15 protein-coding genes are annotated in these 14,119 nt (G+C 61.6%); 11 read left to right on the top strand and 4 right to left on the bottom strand.

Going from position 1 to position 14,119, the window contains the following annotated elements; all coding sequences use genetic code 11:
- Nucleotides 1-17 precede the first annotated feature (17 nt).
- From rsfS to HX811_RS10070, 11 genes are all read left to right on the top strand, one after another.
- Nucleotides 18-512, top strand: coding sequence for a ribosome silencing factor (gene rsfS / locus HX811_RS10020; protein ID WP_003215432.1), 495 nt, complete (start codon nucleotides 18-20; stop codon nucleotides 510-512).
- Between the two features lie 9 nt (nucleotides 513-521).
- A complete protein-coding gene (rlmH, locus tag HX811_RS10025) occupies nucleotides 522-989 on the top strand; it encodes a 23S rRNA (pseudouridine(1915)-N(3))-methyltransferase RlmH (RefSeq protein ID WP_003185785.1) in 468 nt (155 codons plus the stop codon).
- A 15-nt stretch (nucleotides 990-1,004) separates the two neighbouring features.
- Nucleotides 1,005-2,903: a penicillin-binding protein 2 gene (gene mrdA / locus HX811_RS10030; RefSeq protein ID WP_003215433.1), complete on the top strand. Its 1,899-nt coding sequence runs from the start codon at nucleotides 1,005-1,007 to the stop codon at nucleotides 2,901-2,903.
- A gap of 31 nt (nucleotides 2,904-2,934) precedes the next feature.
- Nucleotides 2,935-4,038 (top strand): rod shape-determining protein RodA, encoded by a 1,104-nt coding sequence (gene rodA, locus HX811_RS10035; RefSeq protein WP_050442794.1) that lies wholly within the window; start codon nucleotides 2,935-2,937, stop codon nucleotides 4,036-4,038.
- 17 nt (nucleotides 4,039-4,055) lie between these two features.
- Nucleotides 4,056-5,069, top strand: coding sequence for a lytic murein transglycosylase B (mltB, locus tag HX811_RS10040; RefSeq protein ID WP_063026905.1), 1,014 nt, complete (start codon nucleotides 4,056-4,058; stop codon nucleotides 5,067-5,069).
- Entirely contained in the window at nucleotides 5,069-6,067 is a 999-nt protein-coding gene (locus HX811_RS10045; RefSeq protein WP_003215436.1) for a septal ring lytic transglycosylase RlpA family protein, read from the top strand. The genes mltB and HX811_RS10045 overlap by 1 nt, the downstream gene beginning before the upstream one ends.
- 185 nt (nucleotides 6,068-6,252) lie before the next feature.
- Nucleotides 6,253-7,410, top strand: a complete 1,158-nt coding sequence (locus HX811_RS10050; RefSeq protein ID WP_003215437.1) for a D-alanyl-D-alanine carboxypeptidase family protein — start codon at nucleotides 6,253-6,255, stop codon at nucleotides 7,408-7,410.
- An 84-nt stretch (nucleotides 7,411-7,494) separates the two neighbouring features.
- A complete protein-coding gene (locus tag HX811_RS10055) occupies nucleotides 7,495-7,770 on the top strand; it encodes a DUF493 domain-containing protein (protein WP_003215438.1) in 276 nt (91 codons plus the stop codon).
- On the top strand, nucleotides 7,770-8,417 hold the full coding sequence (gene lipB, locus HX811_RS10060; protein ID WP_003215439.1) for a lipoyl(octanoyl) transferase LipB: 648 nt from the start codon (nucleotides 7,770-7,772) through the stop codon (nucleotides 8,415-8,417). Before HX811_RS10055 ends, lipB begins: the two co-directional genes overlap by 1 nt.
- 2 nt (nucleotides 8,418-8,419) lie before the next feature.
- Nucleotides 8,420-9,439 (top strand): lipoyl synthase, encoded by a 1,020-nt coding sequence (gene lipA / locus HX811_RS10065; RefSeq protein WP_003215441.1) that lies wholly within the window; start codon nucleotides 8,420-8,422, stop codon nucleotides 9,437-9,439.
- A gap of 233 nt (nucleotides 9,440-9,672) precedes the next feature.
- A complete protein-coding gene (locus tag HX811_RS10070; protein WP_177045746.1) occupies nucleotides 9,673-10,608 on the top strand; it encodes an LD-carboxypeptidase in 936 nt (311 codons plus the stop codon).
- A gap of 133 nt (nucleotides 10,609-10,741) precedes the next feature.
- On the opposite strand, the gene HX811_RS10075 is transcribed toward HX811_RS10070, so the two are convergent.
- The 4 genes from HX811_RS10075 to lptE form a co-directional block, all read right to left on the bottom strand.
- Entirely contained in the window at nucleotides 10,742-12,067 is a 1,326-nt protein-coding gene (locus HX811_RS10075; protein ID WP_177045749.1) for a lytic murein transglycosylase, read from the bottom strand.
- 61 nt (nucleotides 12,068-12,128) lie between these two features.
- A complete protein-coding gene (gene arfA / locus HX811_RS10080; RefSeq protein ID WP_003176285.1) occupies nucleotides 12,129-12,293 on the bottom strand; it encodes an alternative ribosome rescue factor ArfA in 165 nt (54 codons plus the stop codon).
- An 84-nt stretch (nucleotides 12,294-12,377) separates the two neighbouring features.
- Complete coding sequence (gene holA / locus HX811_RS10085; protein WP_177045751.1) at nucleotides 12,378-13,415, bottom strand: DNA polymerase III subunit delta; 1,038 nt, start codon at nucleotides 13,413-13,415, stop codon at nucleotides 12,378-12,380.
- Nucleotides 13,416-13,454: 39 nt separating this feature from the next.
- Entirely contained in the window at nucleotides 13,455-14,060 is a 606-nt protein-coding gene (gene lptE, locus HX811_RS10090; RefSeq protein ID WP_177045753.1) for an LPS assembly lipoprotein LptE, read from the bottom strand.
- Nucleotides 14,061-14,119 lie beyond the last annotated feature (59 nt).

A 14,119-nucleotide genomic window follows, 5' to 3' on the forward strand; every position in this document is an offset into this window, starting at 1 on the left:
AGCAAAACGAGTTTTATATGACGAACAAAGACGTAAGCAAAGTTAAGCGCAAAGGCACGTTCAAGAGCGCTCCTCTGCCAGTAGAAGCCCACACCGGCCCTGAGCTGGCCGGCGAAGAGCTGGTGAAGGTTGCCGTGGCTGCCCTGGAAGACGTGAAGGCCCAGGACATCCAGGTCCTGGACGTGCGCGACAAGCAGAGCATCACCGACTTCATGATCATCGCCACCGGTACTTCCAACCGTCAGATCGGCGCGATGCTGGACAAGGTTCGCGAAGCGGTCAAAGCCCAGGGCGTCAAGCCATTGGGTGAAGAAGGCAAGGGCGACAGCGACTGGGTACTGCTGGACATGGACGACGTGATCGTTCACATGATGACCAGCAACGCCCGTCAGTTCTACGACCTGGAGCGTCTGTGGAAAGGCGCCGAGCAGAGCCGTGCCGCCGATGGCAAGCACCACAGCCCTGAAGTCGGCCACGCGCACTTCGACAAGCTCAACAAAGACCAGGAATAAGGAACGGCTGTGCGCCTGCGTCTGATCGCTGTCGGTTCACGCATGCCCAAGTGGGTGGAAGAAGGCTGGCATGAATATGCCAAGCGCCTGCCATCCGAATTGGCGCTGGAACTGGTGGAAATACCGCTCAATACCCGGGGCAAGAACGCCGACGTGGCTCGCTTTATCCGTCAGGAAGGCGAAGCCATGCTGGCCAAGGTCGGGCCCAACGAGCGGATCGTGACCCTCGAAGTGCACGGCAAGCCCTGGAGCACCGAGCAGTTGGCGGTGGAACTGGATCGCTGGCGCCTGGATTCGCGCACGGTCAACTTCATGGTCGGCGGCCCCGAGGGGCTGGCGCCGGAAGTGTGCGCGCGGGCGGACCAGCGCTGGTCGCTGTCGCCCCTGACACTGCCGCACCCGCTGGTAAGAATTCTGATCGGTGAACAGCTGTATCGCGCCTGGACAGTTCTGTCCGGGCACCCTTACCACAAATAATCTGCGCCCTGCCTGATGACCCAGCCGATCCGCATCAAGGACCACGAGAAAGACGCACGTCTTGTACGCGCGCGGGTGGTGTTTGGCGCGATTTTGGTGGTGGCATTGCTGGGGGTGCTGATTGCGCGCCTGTATTTCCTGCAGGTGATCCAGTACGACTATCACTCCACATTGTCGGAAAACAACCGGGTGCACGTGCAGCCGATTCCGCCGACCCGTGGGCTGATTTTCGACCGCAATGGCGTGGTGGTAGCGGATAACCGGCCCAGCTTCAGCCTGAGCATGACTCGCGAACGCTCCGGGGACTGGCAGCAGATCCTCGATGTGATCGTCGAGGTGCTGCAACTGACGCCGGAAGACCGGGTGATTTTCGAAAAGCGCATGAAGCAGGGGCGCCGGCCGTTTGAGCCGGTGCCGATCCTGTTCGAGCTGACCGAAGAGCAGATCGCCCGGATCGCGGTGAACCAGTTCCGTCTGCCGGGTGTGGAAGTGGTGGCGCAGTTGGTGCGGCACTACCCGCAAGGGGCGCACTTTGCGCATTCGGTCGGCTACATGGGCCGGATCAACGAGAAAGAGCTCAAGACCCTCGACCCGGTCAACTACAGCGGCACCCACCATATCGGCAAGACCGGCATCGAGCGTTTCTACGAGCCGGAACTGCACGGCCAGGTGGGTTACGAGGAAGTCGAGACCAACGCCCGTGGCCGCGTGCTGCGGGTGCTCAAGCGTACCGACCCGGTGCCCGGCAAGGACATCGTGCTGAGCCTGGACATCAAGTTGCAGGAAGCGGCGGAGATGGCCCTGGGCGGGCGTCGGGGTGCCGTGGTGGCACTGGATCCGAGCACTGGCGAAGTGCTGGCGATGGTCAGCCAGCCAAGTTTTGACCCGAACCTGTTTGTCACCGGGATCAGCTTCAAGGCCTATGCCGAGCTGCGTGATTCCATCGACCGGCCGCTGTTCAACCGAGTATTGCGCGGCCTGTATCCGCCAGGCTCGACCATCAAGCCGGCGGTAGCGATTGCCGGCCTGGACTCGGGCGTGGTCACGGCATCGAGCCGGGTGTTCGACCCCGGCTACTACATGCTGCCCAACTACGATCACAAATACCGTAACTGGAACCGCACCGGCGACGGCTATGTGGACCTGGATACGGCGATCATGCGTTCCAACGACACCTACTTCTATGACCTGGCCCACAAGCTGGGGATTGATCGGCTGTCGGCCTACATGGGCAAGTTCGGCCTTGGTCAGAAGGTCTCCCTGGACATGTTCGAAGAGTCCCCGGGCCTGATGCCGTCCCGCGAGTGGAAGCGTGCGACCCGGCGCCAGGCGTGGTTCCCGGGCGAAACCCTGATCCTGGGGATCGGCCAGGGCTACATGCAGGCCACGCCGCTGCAACTGGCCCAGGCCACCGCGCTGGTGGCCAACAAGGGGGTGTGGAACCGTCCGCACCTGGCCAAGACCATCGAGGGTGAACGCCCGGTGGACGAAAACCCGATTCCCGACATTGTGCTGCGCGACCCGTCCGACTGGACCAAGGTCAACCACGGCATGCAGCAAGTGATGCACGGCGCCCGGGGTACCGCGCGTAAAGCGGCAGCCGGCGCGCAATACCGGATTGCCGGCAAGAGCGGTACGGCTCAGGTGGTCGCGATCAAGCAGGGCGAGAAATACGACCGCTCCAAGGTTCAGGAACGCCACCGTGACCACGCCTTGTTCGTCGGCTTTGCCCCGGCCGACAACCCGAAGATCGTCGTGGCGGTGATGGTCGAGAACGGTGAATCCGGTTCCGGCGTAGCAGCGCCCGTGGTGCGTCAGATCATGGATGCCTGGCTGTTGACCGAAGACGGCAAGCTCAAGCCCGAATATGGCGGCACCCCATCCAGTGTGGAGGCTACGGCCCTTGAAGAGTAATTTTGACCGCATCCTCTCCAGCGAGGATGTGATGCGCCGCCGCGCCACTTTGCTGCAGCGCATGCACATTGATGGCCCGTTGCTGATCCTGCTGCTGACCCTGGCCGCCGGCAGCCTGTTCGTGTTGTATTCGGCCAGTGGCAAGAACTGGGACTTGCTGATCAAACAGGCGTCGTCGTTTGGCCTGGGTCTGTTGTCGATGGTGGTGATCGCCCAGCTGGAGCCGCGTTTCATGGCGCGCTGGGTGCCGCTGGGGTATGTCGCCGGGGTGTTGCTGCTGGTGGTGGTGGATGTCATGGGCCACAACGCCATGGGCGCGACGCGCTGGATCAACATCCCGGGGGTGATTCGCTTCCAGCCGTCGGAATTCATGAAGATTTTGATGCCGGCGACCATCGCCTGGTACCTGTCAAAACGCACATTACCGCCGCAGCTCAAGCACGTGGGCATCAGCCTGATATTGATCGGGGTGCCGTTTATCCTGATCGTGCGCCAGCCCGACCTCGGCACTTCGCTGCTGATCCTGGCGGGCGGCGCGTTCGTGCTGTTCATGGGGGGGCTGCGCTGGCGCTGGATCCTCAGCGTGCTGGCCGCGGCCGTGCCGGTGGCCGTGGCCATGTGGTTCTTCTTCATGCACGACTACCAGAAGCAGCGAATCCTCACGTTCCTCGACCCGGAGAGCGATCCGCTGGGCACCGGCTGGAACATCATCCAGTCCAAGGCGGCCATCGGTTCCGGCGGCGTATTCGGCAAGGGCTGGCTGCTGGGCACCCAGTCGCACCTGGACTTTTTGCCGGAAAGCCACACCGACTTCATTATCGCGGTGATGGGCGAGGAGTTCGGCCTGGTGGGCATCTGCGCACTGTTGCTGATTTACTTGCTGCTGATCGGGCGCGGCCTGGTGATTACTGCCCAGGCGCAAACCCTGTTTGGCAAATTGCTCGCCGGCAGCCTCACCATGACGTTTTTTGTTTACGTTTTCGTCAACATCGGTATGGTCAGTGGCCTGTTGCCGGTGGTTGGGGTGCCGTTGCCGTTCATTAGCTACGGCGGAACTTCGCTGGTGACATTGCTGTCAGCGTTTGGGGTTTTGATGTCGATCCATACCCATCGTAAGTGGATCGCACAGGTTTGAATAAGGTGAAGATGTCAATGCAAGTAATGCGCGGCTGGGCTGCCCGGCACGTGTCCTGGATGGGCCTGTTGGGCCTGCTGGGAGCCGCTGTGCAGGAAGCGCAGGCCGGCGACTACGACGGTTCGCCCCAGGTCGCCGAGTTTGTCGGTGAGATGACCCGTGACTATGGTTTCGCCGGTGAACAGCTGATGGGCGTGTTCCGCGAGGCCCAGCGCAAGCAGGCGATCCTCGACGCCATCTCCCGGCCCGCCGAGCGCGTGAAGCAGTGGAAGGAATATCGCCCGATGTTCCTGACCGACGCCCGCGTGGCGCGGGGCGTGGACTTCTGGCGCCAGCACGAAGCGGTGCTGGCCCGCGCCGAGCAGGAGTACGGCGTACCGGCCCAGGTGATCGTGGCAATCATCGGCATCGAAACCTTCTACGGCCGTAACACCGGCAGCTACCGGGTGATCGACGCCTTGTCGACCCTGGGCTTTGACTACCCGCCACGCGCCGAATTCTTCCGCAAGGAACTGCGCGAGTTCCTGTTGTTGGCCCGTGAAGAGCAGGTCGACCCGTTGACCCTCAAGGGCTCCTACGCCGGTGCCATGGGCTTGCCGCAGTTCATGCCGAGCAGCTTTCGCGCCTACGCCGTGGATTTTGACGGCGACGGCCATATCAATATCTGGAGCAACCCCGATGACGCCATTGGCAGCGTTGCCAGCTACTTCAAGCGTCACGGCTGGGTAGCCGGCGAGCCGGTGGTGATTCGCGCCGATGTGACCGGTGACCGCGCCGATGAAGGCCTGACCCAGGGTATCGAGCCGGTCAAGACGGTCGGGGAGTTGCGGGCGCTGGGCTGGTCGAGTCAGAATGCGCCACGCGATGATATGCCGGTGACGGCGTTCCGCCTCGAAGGCGAAAATGGCCCCGAATACTGGATGGGCCTGAAGAATTTCTACGCAATCACGCGTTATAACCGCAGTGTGATGTACGCCATGGCCGTGCATCAACTGTCAGACATGCTGGTCCAAGCACGGGGCGTCAAGTAATGCCGGTATCACCGATGTACAAACCCCTGAAGCTGTTGGCGTACGCCGCATTGTCGTTATTGGTGGTCAGTTGTTCCACCAGTCGTGCACCGGTGCAAAAAACCGCTGGCACGGCGATCCGCTCCCAGCCGGGGCTGGATATCAACCGCGCCCACAAAGACGGCGCGCCGTGGTGGGATGTGGATGTTTCGAAGATCCCGGATGCCACGCCGACCCTGCACACCGGCCCTTACAAGGCCAACCCCTATACCGTGCTGGGCAAAAACTACTTCCCGCTGCAAGACTCCAAGACCTACGTGCAATCAGGTACGGCGTCCTGGTACGGGACCAAGTTCCACGGCCAGAACACCGCCAACGGCGAAGTCTATGACCTGTACGGCATGAGCGCGGCGCACAAGACCCTGCCGCTGCCCAGCTATGTACGCGTGACCAACCTGGACAACAACCGCTCGGTAATCCTGCGGGTCAATGACCGTGGGCCGTTCTATTCGGACCGGATCATCGACTTGTCCTACGCCGCCGCCAAGAAACTCGGGTATGCCGAAATCGGCACCGCCCGGGTGAAGGTCGAAGGTATCGACCCGGCCCAGTACTGGGCCCAGCGTGGCAAGCCGGCGCCGTTGATGCTCAACGAACCGCAAACCCCGCAACCGCAAGTCACGGCCTCGGCCGGCAAGATCGAACAGTGGACCCCGCCGCCGGCGCAGCACGCCCCGGACACGGTGGTCATTCCGCATGCAGCGCCGGGAGCCTCTACCGTGGGCGGCCAGTACCTGCAAGTCGGCGCTTTCGCCAACCCGGACGCGGCAGAGCTGCTAAGGTCCAAGCTCAGCGGGATGGTCAGCGCGCCAGTCTTTATCAGCTCTATTGTGCGTAACCAGCAGACCCTGCACCGTGTGCGCATGGGGCCGATCGGCTCGCCGAGTGAAGTTGCGCAAGTGCAGAACAGCGTGCGCCTGGCCAACCTGGGGCAACCCAGCGTGGTCACCGCCGAGTAAGCAGTACAAAGGATTGATGGCTCAGGCTCGCATGCGGGTTTGAGCCCTGGTTGTTGGCTCGTTGAACAATAAAAACCCAGGGGCAAGGGGTGGGCATGCAACCGAACACGCGACAGTCTGGCGACGGGCTGTCTGAATAGTTTTGCCCGCGAGGGCAAGTTTCCATAAGCAATTTCGAGAGACGGATGAACATCACCACCTTAGCCAAACGCACGTGCCTGCTTCTTTCGCTGATCATCACCCCGGCCGCCTGGGCGGTTGAAATGGTGCCAGCTTCCCCGCAACTGGCTGCCAAGGCCTGGGTCCTGATGGACGCCGCCAGCGGCAACGTGCTGGTGGAGAACAACGGTGACCAGCGCCTGCCCCCAGCCAGCCTGACCAAGCTGATGACCGCCTACATCGCGACCCTGGAAATCCGTCGCGGCCAGATCGGCGAAAACGATCCGGTGACCGTCAGCGAAAACGCCTGGCGCACCGGCGGTTCGCGGATGTTCATCAAGGTCGGATCGCAAGTGACCGTCAGCGACCTGCTGCACGGCATCATCATCCAGTCGGGTAACGACGCCAGCGTAGCCCTGTCCGAGCACATCGCCGGCAGCGAAGATGCGTTCGCCGACATGATGAACAAAACCGTGGCCGACCTGGGCATGACCAACAGCCACTTCATGAACCCGACCGGCCTGCCGAACCCTGAGCACTACTCGTCGGCTCACGACATGGCGATCCTGGCTCGCGCGATCATTCGTGTCGACCCGGTGCACTACGCGATCTACTCCCAGAAAGAGTTCTTCTGGAACAACATCAAGCAGCCTAACCGCAACCTGTTGCTGTGGCGTGACAAGACTGTCGATGGCCTGAAAACCGGCCACACCGAAGAAGCCGGCTACTGCATGGTGTCGTCCGCTGTCCGTGACGGCCAGCGCCTGATTGCCGTGGTATTCGGTACCAACAGCGAGCAGGCCCGTGCGGCCGAGACGCAAAAGCTGCTGACCTATGGCTTCCGTTTCTTCGAAACCCAGACCTTCTACCAGAAAGGCACCGAGCTGGCTCAAGCCCCTGTGTGGAAAGGCGCGACCCATCAAGTCAAGGCTGGCCTGGCTGAAGACCTGACCCTGACCATGCCTAAAGGCCAGCTCAAGAAGCTGGTGGCCAGCATGACCATGAACCCGCAACTGGTCGCACCGATCGCCAAGGGCGATGTGATTGGTAAAGTCGAAGTGAAGCTGGACGACAAGGTGGTGCACAGCGCCGATCTGATCGCTCTGGACGCCGTCGACGAAGGTGGTATCTTCCGACGCGTGTGGGATAGCATCCGTCTATTCTTCTACAGCTTGTTCAACTGATAGTGTGCACCTGCATGACCCCGCGCTGATCCGGCGCGGGGTTATGCCCGTCGCCACGGCTTACGCTTACGAGGCCGTTACGCCATGACCGATACCGAAGTAAAGGCGCCAAAGATCGAATTCCCAAACGTGGACTATCCCGTCAAGGTGATCAGCGATACGGGCGTGGGCAACAAGGATAAGATCATCGAGATCGTCAAGAAACACGCAACGATCAACCATGACCGTGTGGATGAGCGTCAAAGCACCAACGGCAAGTACACCACTATTCAGTTGCACATCGTGGCGACTGATCAGGACCAGCTCTACAACATCAACAGCGAACTGCGGGCTACCGGCTTCGTGCACATGGTGTTGTGATGTCACAGACCCTGGGCTTTCGCGAGCTCGGCCAAATGGCTTACGAACCGGTGTGGCACGCCATGCAGCGGTTCACCAACGAGCGCGGCACTGAAGCCCCGGATGAAATCTGGCTGGTGGAGCACCCGCCGGTTTTCACCCAGGGGCAGGCCGGCAAGGCCGAGCATTTGCTGCTGCCGGGAGAAATCCCGGTGGTGCAGGTCGACCGCGGCGGGCAGGTGACTTACCATGGCCCAGGTCAATTGGTGGCTTATCTGTTGCTGGACGTGCGCAGGCTGGGTTTTGGCGTACGTGAGCTGGTCAGTCGCATGGAGTCATGCCTGATCGAGCTGCTGGCCAGCTACGGTGTGACCGCGGCGGCCAAGCCGGATGCTCCGGGGGTTTATGTTGATGGCGCGAAAATCGCCTCCCTGGGCTTGCGGATTCGCCACGGTTGTTCCTTTCATGGCCTGGCCTTGAATGTGGACATGGACCTGGCGCCGTTTCGACGGATCAATCCCTGCGGCTACGCCGGTTTGGCGATGACCCAGTTGAGCGATCACGCAACACCACTAGAATTTGCCGAGGTAAGTGCCCGGCTGCGCGCGCAGCTCGTCAAACACCTCGACTATGCTGAGCAGACGACCCTAACGGGCGGAATCGACTGATTATGACTACTGATGCAGTGCAAACCATGATCCCGACGCTGGATGTTACCGAGCGTCCGGCCCCGCGTGCCAAGGTAGAAGCCGGCGTCAAGCTGCGCGGCGCCGAGAAGGTTGCACGCATCCCGGTGAAGATCATTCCGACCACCGAACTGCCGAAAAAGCCTGACTGGATTCGCGTGCGTATCCCGGTTTCGCCGGAAGTCGACCGCATCAAGGCCCTGCTGCGCAAACACAAGCTGCACAGCGTGTGCGAAGAAGCGTCCTGCCCGAACCTGGGCGAGTGCTTCTCCGGTGGCACCGCGACCTTCATGATCATGGGTGACATCTGCACCCGTCGTTGCCCGTTCTGCGACGTTGGTCACGGCCGGCCGAAGCCACTGGACGTCAACGAGCCGGAAAGCCTGGCCATCGCCATCGCCGACCTGAAACTCAAGTATGTCGTGATTACCTCGGTAGACCGCGACGACCTGCGTGACGGCGGTGCCCAGCACTTTGCCGACTGCATCCGCGAGATCCGCAAGCTGTCGCCGAACGTGATGCTTGAGACCCTGGTGCCGGACTACCGTGGCCGTATGGACGTGGCGCTGGAAATCACCGCCGCCGAGCCGCCTGACGTGTTCAACCACAACCTGGAAACCGTACCGCGCCTGTACAAGGCTGCGCGTCCGGGTTCGGACTACCAGTGGTCGCTGACCCTGCTGCAGAAATTCAAGCAGATGATGCCGCACATTCCGACCAAATCCGGCCTGATGCTGGGCCTGGGCGAAACCGACGAAGAAGTCATCGAAGTCATGAAGCGCATGCGCGAACACGACATCGACATGCTGACCCTCGGCCAGTACCTGCAGCCGTCCCGCAGCCACTTGCCGGTACAGCGCTTCGTGCACCCGGATGTGTTCGCCTGGTTTGCCGAAGAAGGCTACAAGATGGGCTTCAAGAACGTCGCTTCCGGCCCGCTGGTACGTTCCTCGTACCACGCCGACGAGCAGGCGAAACTGGTCAAGGCCAGCCTGGTGTCCTGATACGCGGAACGCCGGACACTGCAGGACCCATGTGGGAGCCGGCTTGAGTGGGAGCGGGCTTGTTCGCGAATGCGTTGGATCAGTTGACCTGTCCGGTGACTGACTGACCGTCTTCGCGAGCAAGCCCGCTCCCACCCAGGCCCGCTCCCACATTTGCTACTGACTCTTCCTCTTCTGTTTGCAACCATTGCTGTTTAGAGTGCCTTGGGCAATCCACACGAGGAGAACCATGGATGACGACTCAATTGACCACTTGTGCGGTACCTGCGCTGCGCGCCGAAGGCGTGATCGGGCTGATTGCCCCTGCCGGGCCGGCCGAGCTGGATATCGACACGGCCACGCAATGGATGCGCGCCCGGGGCTACACACTGCGGATCTTTCCGGGCGTGAGCCAGCGTGATGGCTATCTGGCCGGCAGTGATGAGGTACGCCTTGATGACCTGCACGCGGCGTTCGCCGATTCGACCATCGACGCAATTTTCTGCCTGCGCGGCGGCTACGGCACGCCACGCCTGCTGGACCGCCTGGACTTTGACCTGCTGCGGGCCAACCCCAAGCCATTCGTAGGCTACAGCGATATCACCGCCCTGCACCTGGCGATCAACCGGTATGCCGGTTTCGTCACCTTCCATGGTCCGATGTTCAACGCTGACCTGTTAGGTGAAAAGCAACAACCAACCGAGTCGTCGCTGTTCAGCATGCTGCGTGGGCAATTGAAAGCCGGTAGCCCGCTGGCTCACCCGGTGGCCTACCCGTTGACCACCGTCGAGCCGGGCATCGCCTGTGGGCGGCTGCTGGGCGGCAATCTATCAATGATCGCAGCAGTGATGGGCACGGCTTACGAGATTGATGCCGAGGGCATCATTCTGTTTATCGAAGATGTGAACGAGCCGTTGTACCGCATTGACCGGTTGCTCACCCATTTGCGCCTGGCGGGCAAGCTGGCCCAGGTGGCGGGTGTGGTGGTGGGGGATGTGGCTGGGGTTGATAGCCTTGCGCTTGAGCGCTTGCTGAAGCAGACCTTCGGGCCGTTGTGCATTCCTGTGCTGTCCGGCTGGCGCAGCGGGCACTGCAACCCGAACCTGACCTTGCCATTGGGCGCCAGGGTGCGGTTGGATGCGGGGGAGAGGCGGTTGGTGTTGGAGCAGGATGTGGTGTTTAAGGCCTGAACTTTGTAGCGCCGATAAATGCCTCTTCGCGAGCAAGCCCGCTCCCACATTTCGATCGCGTTCCTTCAGGAAGTGCACGGTCAAAATGTGGGAGCGGGCTTGCTCGCGAATGCGGTAGCAGCCATACGCCGATCTATCGGCTTTGCAGCGACTCCAGCAACTTCACCGTCGGATACCCATCCGCCGGCCAGCCCAGGGACTGCTGCGCGGCACGAATCGCCTTGCGGGTATTCGCACCGATGATCCCGTCCGGGTTGCCTGCGTCATAACCATTGGCACTGAGTACCGTCTGCAGGTCAATTCGCTGCGAGCGAGTCAACGGCAGCTCATCTTTCGGCCAGCTCCCACGAATCAAGCCACCGCCCCCGAAGCGTTCCGACAACAAGCCAACTGCCAACGCGTAGGACGACGAGTTGTTGTACTTGAGGATCGCGCGGAAGTTATCCAGCACCAGGAACGCCGGGCCACGATAGCCGGCCGGCAGCAGCAGGGCGGCGGAAAGCTGGTCGACGTTGGCCGGCACGCTGGCGCCCGGCGGTACCTGGATTCCCAGTTTCAACCACTCGCCAACGGTCTTGCGTACGCTGCCATCGGCCAGGGCGTAATCAAAATTCAACGGCAGTTGCTGCACCTCGAAGCCCCAGGGCTGACCTTTCTGCCAGCCGGAGCTTTGCAGGTAGTGCGCGGTGGAGGCGAGGGCGTCGGCCGGGCTGTTCCAGATATCGCGGCGGCCGTCACCGTCGAAGTCTACGGCGTGGGTGTTATAGGTGGTCGGGATGAACTGGGTCTGGCCCATGGCCCCGGCCCAGGAGCCTTTCATCTGGTCGGCGGCGATATCGCCATGCTGGATGATTTGCAGCGCCGCCAGCAGCTGCGCCTGGGCGAAGGCCGGGCGACGGCCTTCATAGGCCAGGGTCGCCAGTGAGCGGATCACCGAGTTGTTGCCCTGGAACTGGCCGAAGTTACTCTCCATGCCCCACACCGAGACCAGCGCCTGGCGGTCGACGCCGTAACGGTCCTCAATGCGTTGCAGAATGTCGGCGTACTTCACCAGCAGCGACTGGCCATTGCGCACCCGCAGCGGCGACAGCGCGCCATCGAGGTATTCCCATACCGGCCGGGAGAACTCCGGCTGGCTGCGGTCGGCGCGGATCACCGCCATGTCGGGTACGACATTGGCAAAGGCCGTGTCGAAAACCTGCGGCGTGATACCGGCCTTCAAGGCGTCCACGCGAAACCCCGCCTGCCATTCGGCAAAGGTCTGGGTCGGCTGGATATCAAGATTGTCTGCCACCAGTGGCGCAACGACGGCAGGCGCAGCTACCGGTGCAGTCTGGAGCGGGGGCAGGGGTTGGGCATCGGCAGCGGTGGGTTTTTCCGCGCAGGCGACTAACAGAATGAGGCTGGAGGCAGCGATCAGTTGGCGAAGGTGCCAACGACGGGAAAGACTAGAGGGCATGCACAGGTCCAGGGAATACGAATCAGGTACAGACCTTATCATGCCGGAGGGGCGCTTGCCTTCAGGCAGCCAGAAAGTAAGAAGCCTCCCAGCTATTAGACTGGAAGGCTTCGCGGCGGTAGCTGCCTTTGCCTTTGCCGGCTCGTTCCTGGCGACTGCGGAACAACGGCTGGGCGATGATGGATTTGGCCTTGTTGGGGCCATGCTTTGATGGCTTTTTGCTCATGATGGGTACTCTCTGGCGGGTTGATGATGCGGTGCGAATCATCTGCCGAAGTTTGGATTCTGTCCAGCCCAGCGATACGTAGGACTATTCAGCAGGCAGCGCCAAGCGCTGTCCTGACATCAAAAGTGACAAACGACTCAGGCTCATCCACGGCGATCCAGCCGCCTGGCCCTTGATTTGCGCATCAATGCGTTGGGCTTCCAGCAGCAATTGCGCCCAGCGTTGCGCCGAGTGCCGTTGCAGGGCTTTGCTGATCAGTGGTTTGCGCTTGTCCCATACCGGTGGCCGCGCCTGGCTGAAGGCCTTGTCCAGTGGGATGCCCTGGCTGTACTGCAGGGCAATATTGGCCAGCAGCCGTAATTCTCGCGCCAGGGCCCAGAGAATCACCGGCGGCTCGACGCCTTCGCCGCGCAGCCCTTCGAGCATGCGCAGGGCATGGGCGGGTTCGCCATTGAGGATCGCATCCACCAGGCCAAATACGTCAAAGCGCGCGCTGTCCGCCACGGCGCCTTGTACGGTTTCGACGGTGATCTGGCCACCCTCGGCCATCAGCTTGAGCTTTTCGATTTCCTGGGCGGCGGCCAGCAGGTTGCCTTCCACCCGCGCCGCGATCAGCTCCACCGCATCCTGGCTGGCACTCAGCCCGGATTGCGACAGGCGCTGACGAATCCACTGCGGCAGTTGGCTGCTGTCCACCGGCCAGATCTGTATGAACTGAGTCTGGCCACCTTCCACCAGCGCCTTGCCCCACTTGGTTTTCTGCGCACTGCCATCGAGCTTGGGCAGGCTGATCAGCAGCAGCGTGTCTTCGGCAGGGCGTGCGCAGTATTCCATCAACGCCGCCGCGCCTTTGTCGCCGGGCTTGCCCGAAGGCAGGCGCAGTTCCAGCAGGCGTTTTTCGGCGAACAGCGACATGCTCGCCCCGGCTTGCAGCAGCGTACCCCAGTCGAAACTGGCGTTGGCGCTGAATACCTGGCGTTCATCGAAGCCCTGTTGGCGGGCGGCGGTGCGAATTGCGTCCGCAGCCTCCTGGCACAGCAGCGGGTCATCACCGCTGACGATGTAGACGGGCGCAAGGCTGCCTTGCAGGTGCTTGGCGAGTTGGGCGGGGGCGAGTTTCATAGGCAGGGCGAACGGGGCGCCAGGGGCGCCCCGTCTGGCTTACTCGACAGGAACTTCGACAGGCGATTGTTTCGGCTGGCTGTTTTCATACTCTTGCGCCGCTTTCAGCGCATCGGCATCTGCCTTGGCCTTGTTATCTGCCGTTTGCTGCAGTTGATCCAGTTTTTCCGGAGTGATCAGTTGCAGGCGCAGAAGCATGCGCTGAACCAGCTCACGACGCATTTCCTTGCGCACCTGGATGGTTTCGGAGTCCGAACCCACCAGGTTGTTGCCGTCGTGGCTCACGACTTTCTGTACCTGGATCTTGTCGCCCATCAACGGCAGGTGGTCGTGGCCCTGGATTTCGAAGAAGAGCGTGGTGCTCAGCTCGATGTCCGAAGCACGCCCGGCACTGGCATAGCTGAGGTTGCGCTGCTCTTCTTTCTCATCCAGCAGGTTCAGCTTGTAAGCCGCGCCTGAATAGACTTTGACGCCACTGTTTTCCAGGACCTGGCGCAGCTGTTGCACTGTCTCGCCGTAGGAGTTGCGGGCGGTGACGTCCAGTTCCTTGATCGCCAGTTCGGTGTGGCCGGTGCCGCGCAGCTGGAAGCCGCAAGCGCTCAGCAGCACGGCAAGGCCCATAACCAGCAGATTGCGTTTGATCATTTTGATGCTCCCCTTGAAACCATGTGGGCCTTATCGAGGCCCTGGAGGTTTTGTTCGGC

The sequence above is a fragment of the Pseudomonas sp. F8002 genome (assembly GCF_013385495.1).
In the GTDB taxonomy this organism is placed as follows: Bacteria; Pseudomonadota; Gammaproteobacteria; order Pseudomonadales; family Pseudomonadaceae; genus Aquipseudomonas.

Bases quoted from the DNA above. Each gene is read 5' to 3' on its own strand.
- rsfS (WP_003215432.1), top strand. From the start codon at position 18: ATGACGAACAAAGACGTAAGCAAAGTTAAGCGCAAAGGCACGTTCAAG.
- mrdA (WP_003215433.1), top strand. From the start codon at position 1,005: ATGACCCAGCCGATCCGCATCAAGGACCACGAGAAAGACGCACGTCTT.
- rodA (WP_050442794.1), top strand. From the start codon at position 2,935: ATGCGCCGCCGCGCCACTTTGCTGCAGCGCATGCACATTGATGGCCCG.
- mltB (WP_063026905.1), top strand. From the start codon at position 4,056: ATGCAAGTAATGCGCGGCTGGGCTGCCCGGCACGTGTCCTGGATGGGC.
- HX811_RS10045 (WP_003215436.1), top strand. From the start codon at position 5,069: ATGCCGGTATCACCGATGTACAAACCCCTGAAGCTGTTGGCGTACGCC.
- HX811_RS10050 (WP_003215437.1), top strand. From the start codon at position 6,253: ATGAACATCACCACCTTAGCCAAACGCACGTGCCTGCTTCTTTCGCTG.
- HX811_RS10055 (WP_003215438.1), top strand. From the start codon at position 7,495: ATGACCGATACCGAAGTAAAGGCGCCAAAGATCGAATTCCCAAACGTG.
- lipB (WP_003215439.1), top strand. From the start codon at position 7,770: ATGTCACAGACCCTGGGCTTTCGCGAGCTCGGCCAAATGGCTTACGAA.
- lipA (WP_003215441.1), top strand. From the start codon at position 8,420: ATGACTACTGATGCAGTGCAAACCATGATCCCGACGCTGGATGTTACC.
- HX811_RS10070 (WP_177045746.1), top strand. From the start codon at position 9,673: ATGACGACTCAATTGACCACTTGTGCGGTACCTGCGCTGCGCGCCGAA.
- HX811_RS10075 (WP_177045749.1), bottom strand. From the start codon at position 12,067: ATGCCCTCTAGTCTTTCCCGTCGTTGGCACCTTCGCCAACTGATCGCT.
- arfA (WP_003176285.1), bottom strand. From the start codon at position 12,293: ATGAGCAAAAAGCCATCAAAGCATGGCCCCAACAAGGCCAAATCCATC.
- holA (WP_177045751.1), bottom strand. From the start codon at position 13,415: ATGAAACTCGCCCCCGCCCAACTCGCCAAGCACCTGCAAGGCAGCCTT.
- lptE (WP_177045753.1), bottom strand. From the start codon at position 14,060: ATGATCAAACGCAATCTGCTGGTTATGGGCCTTGCCGTGCTGCTGAGC.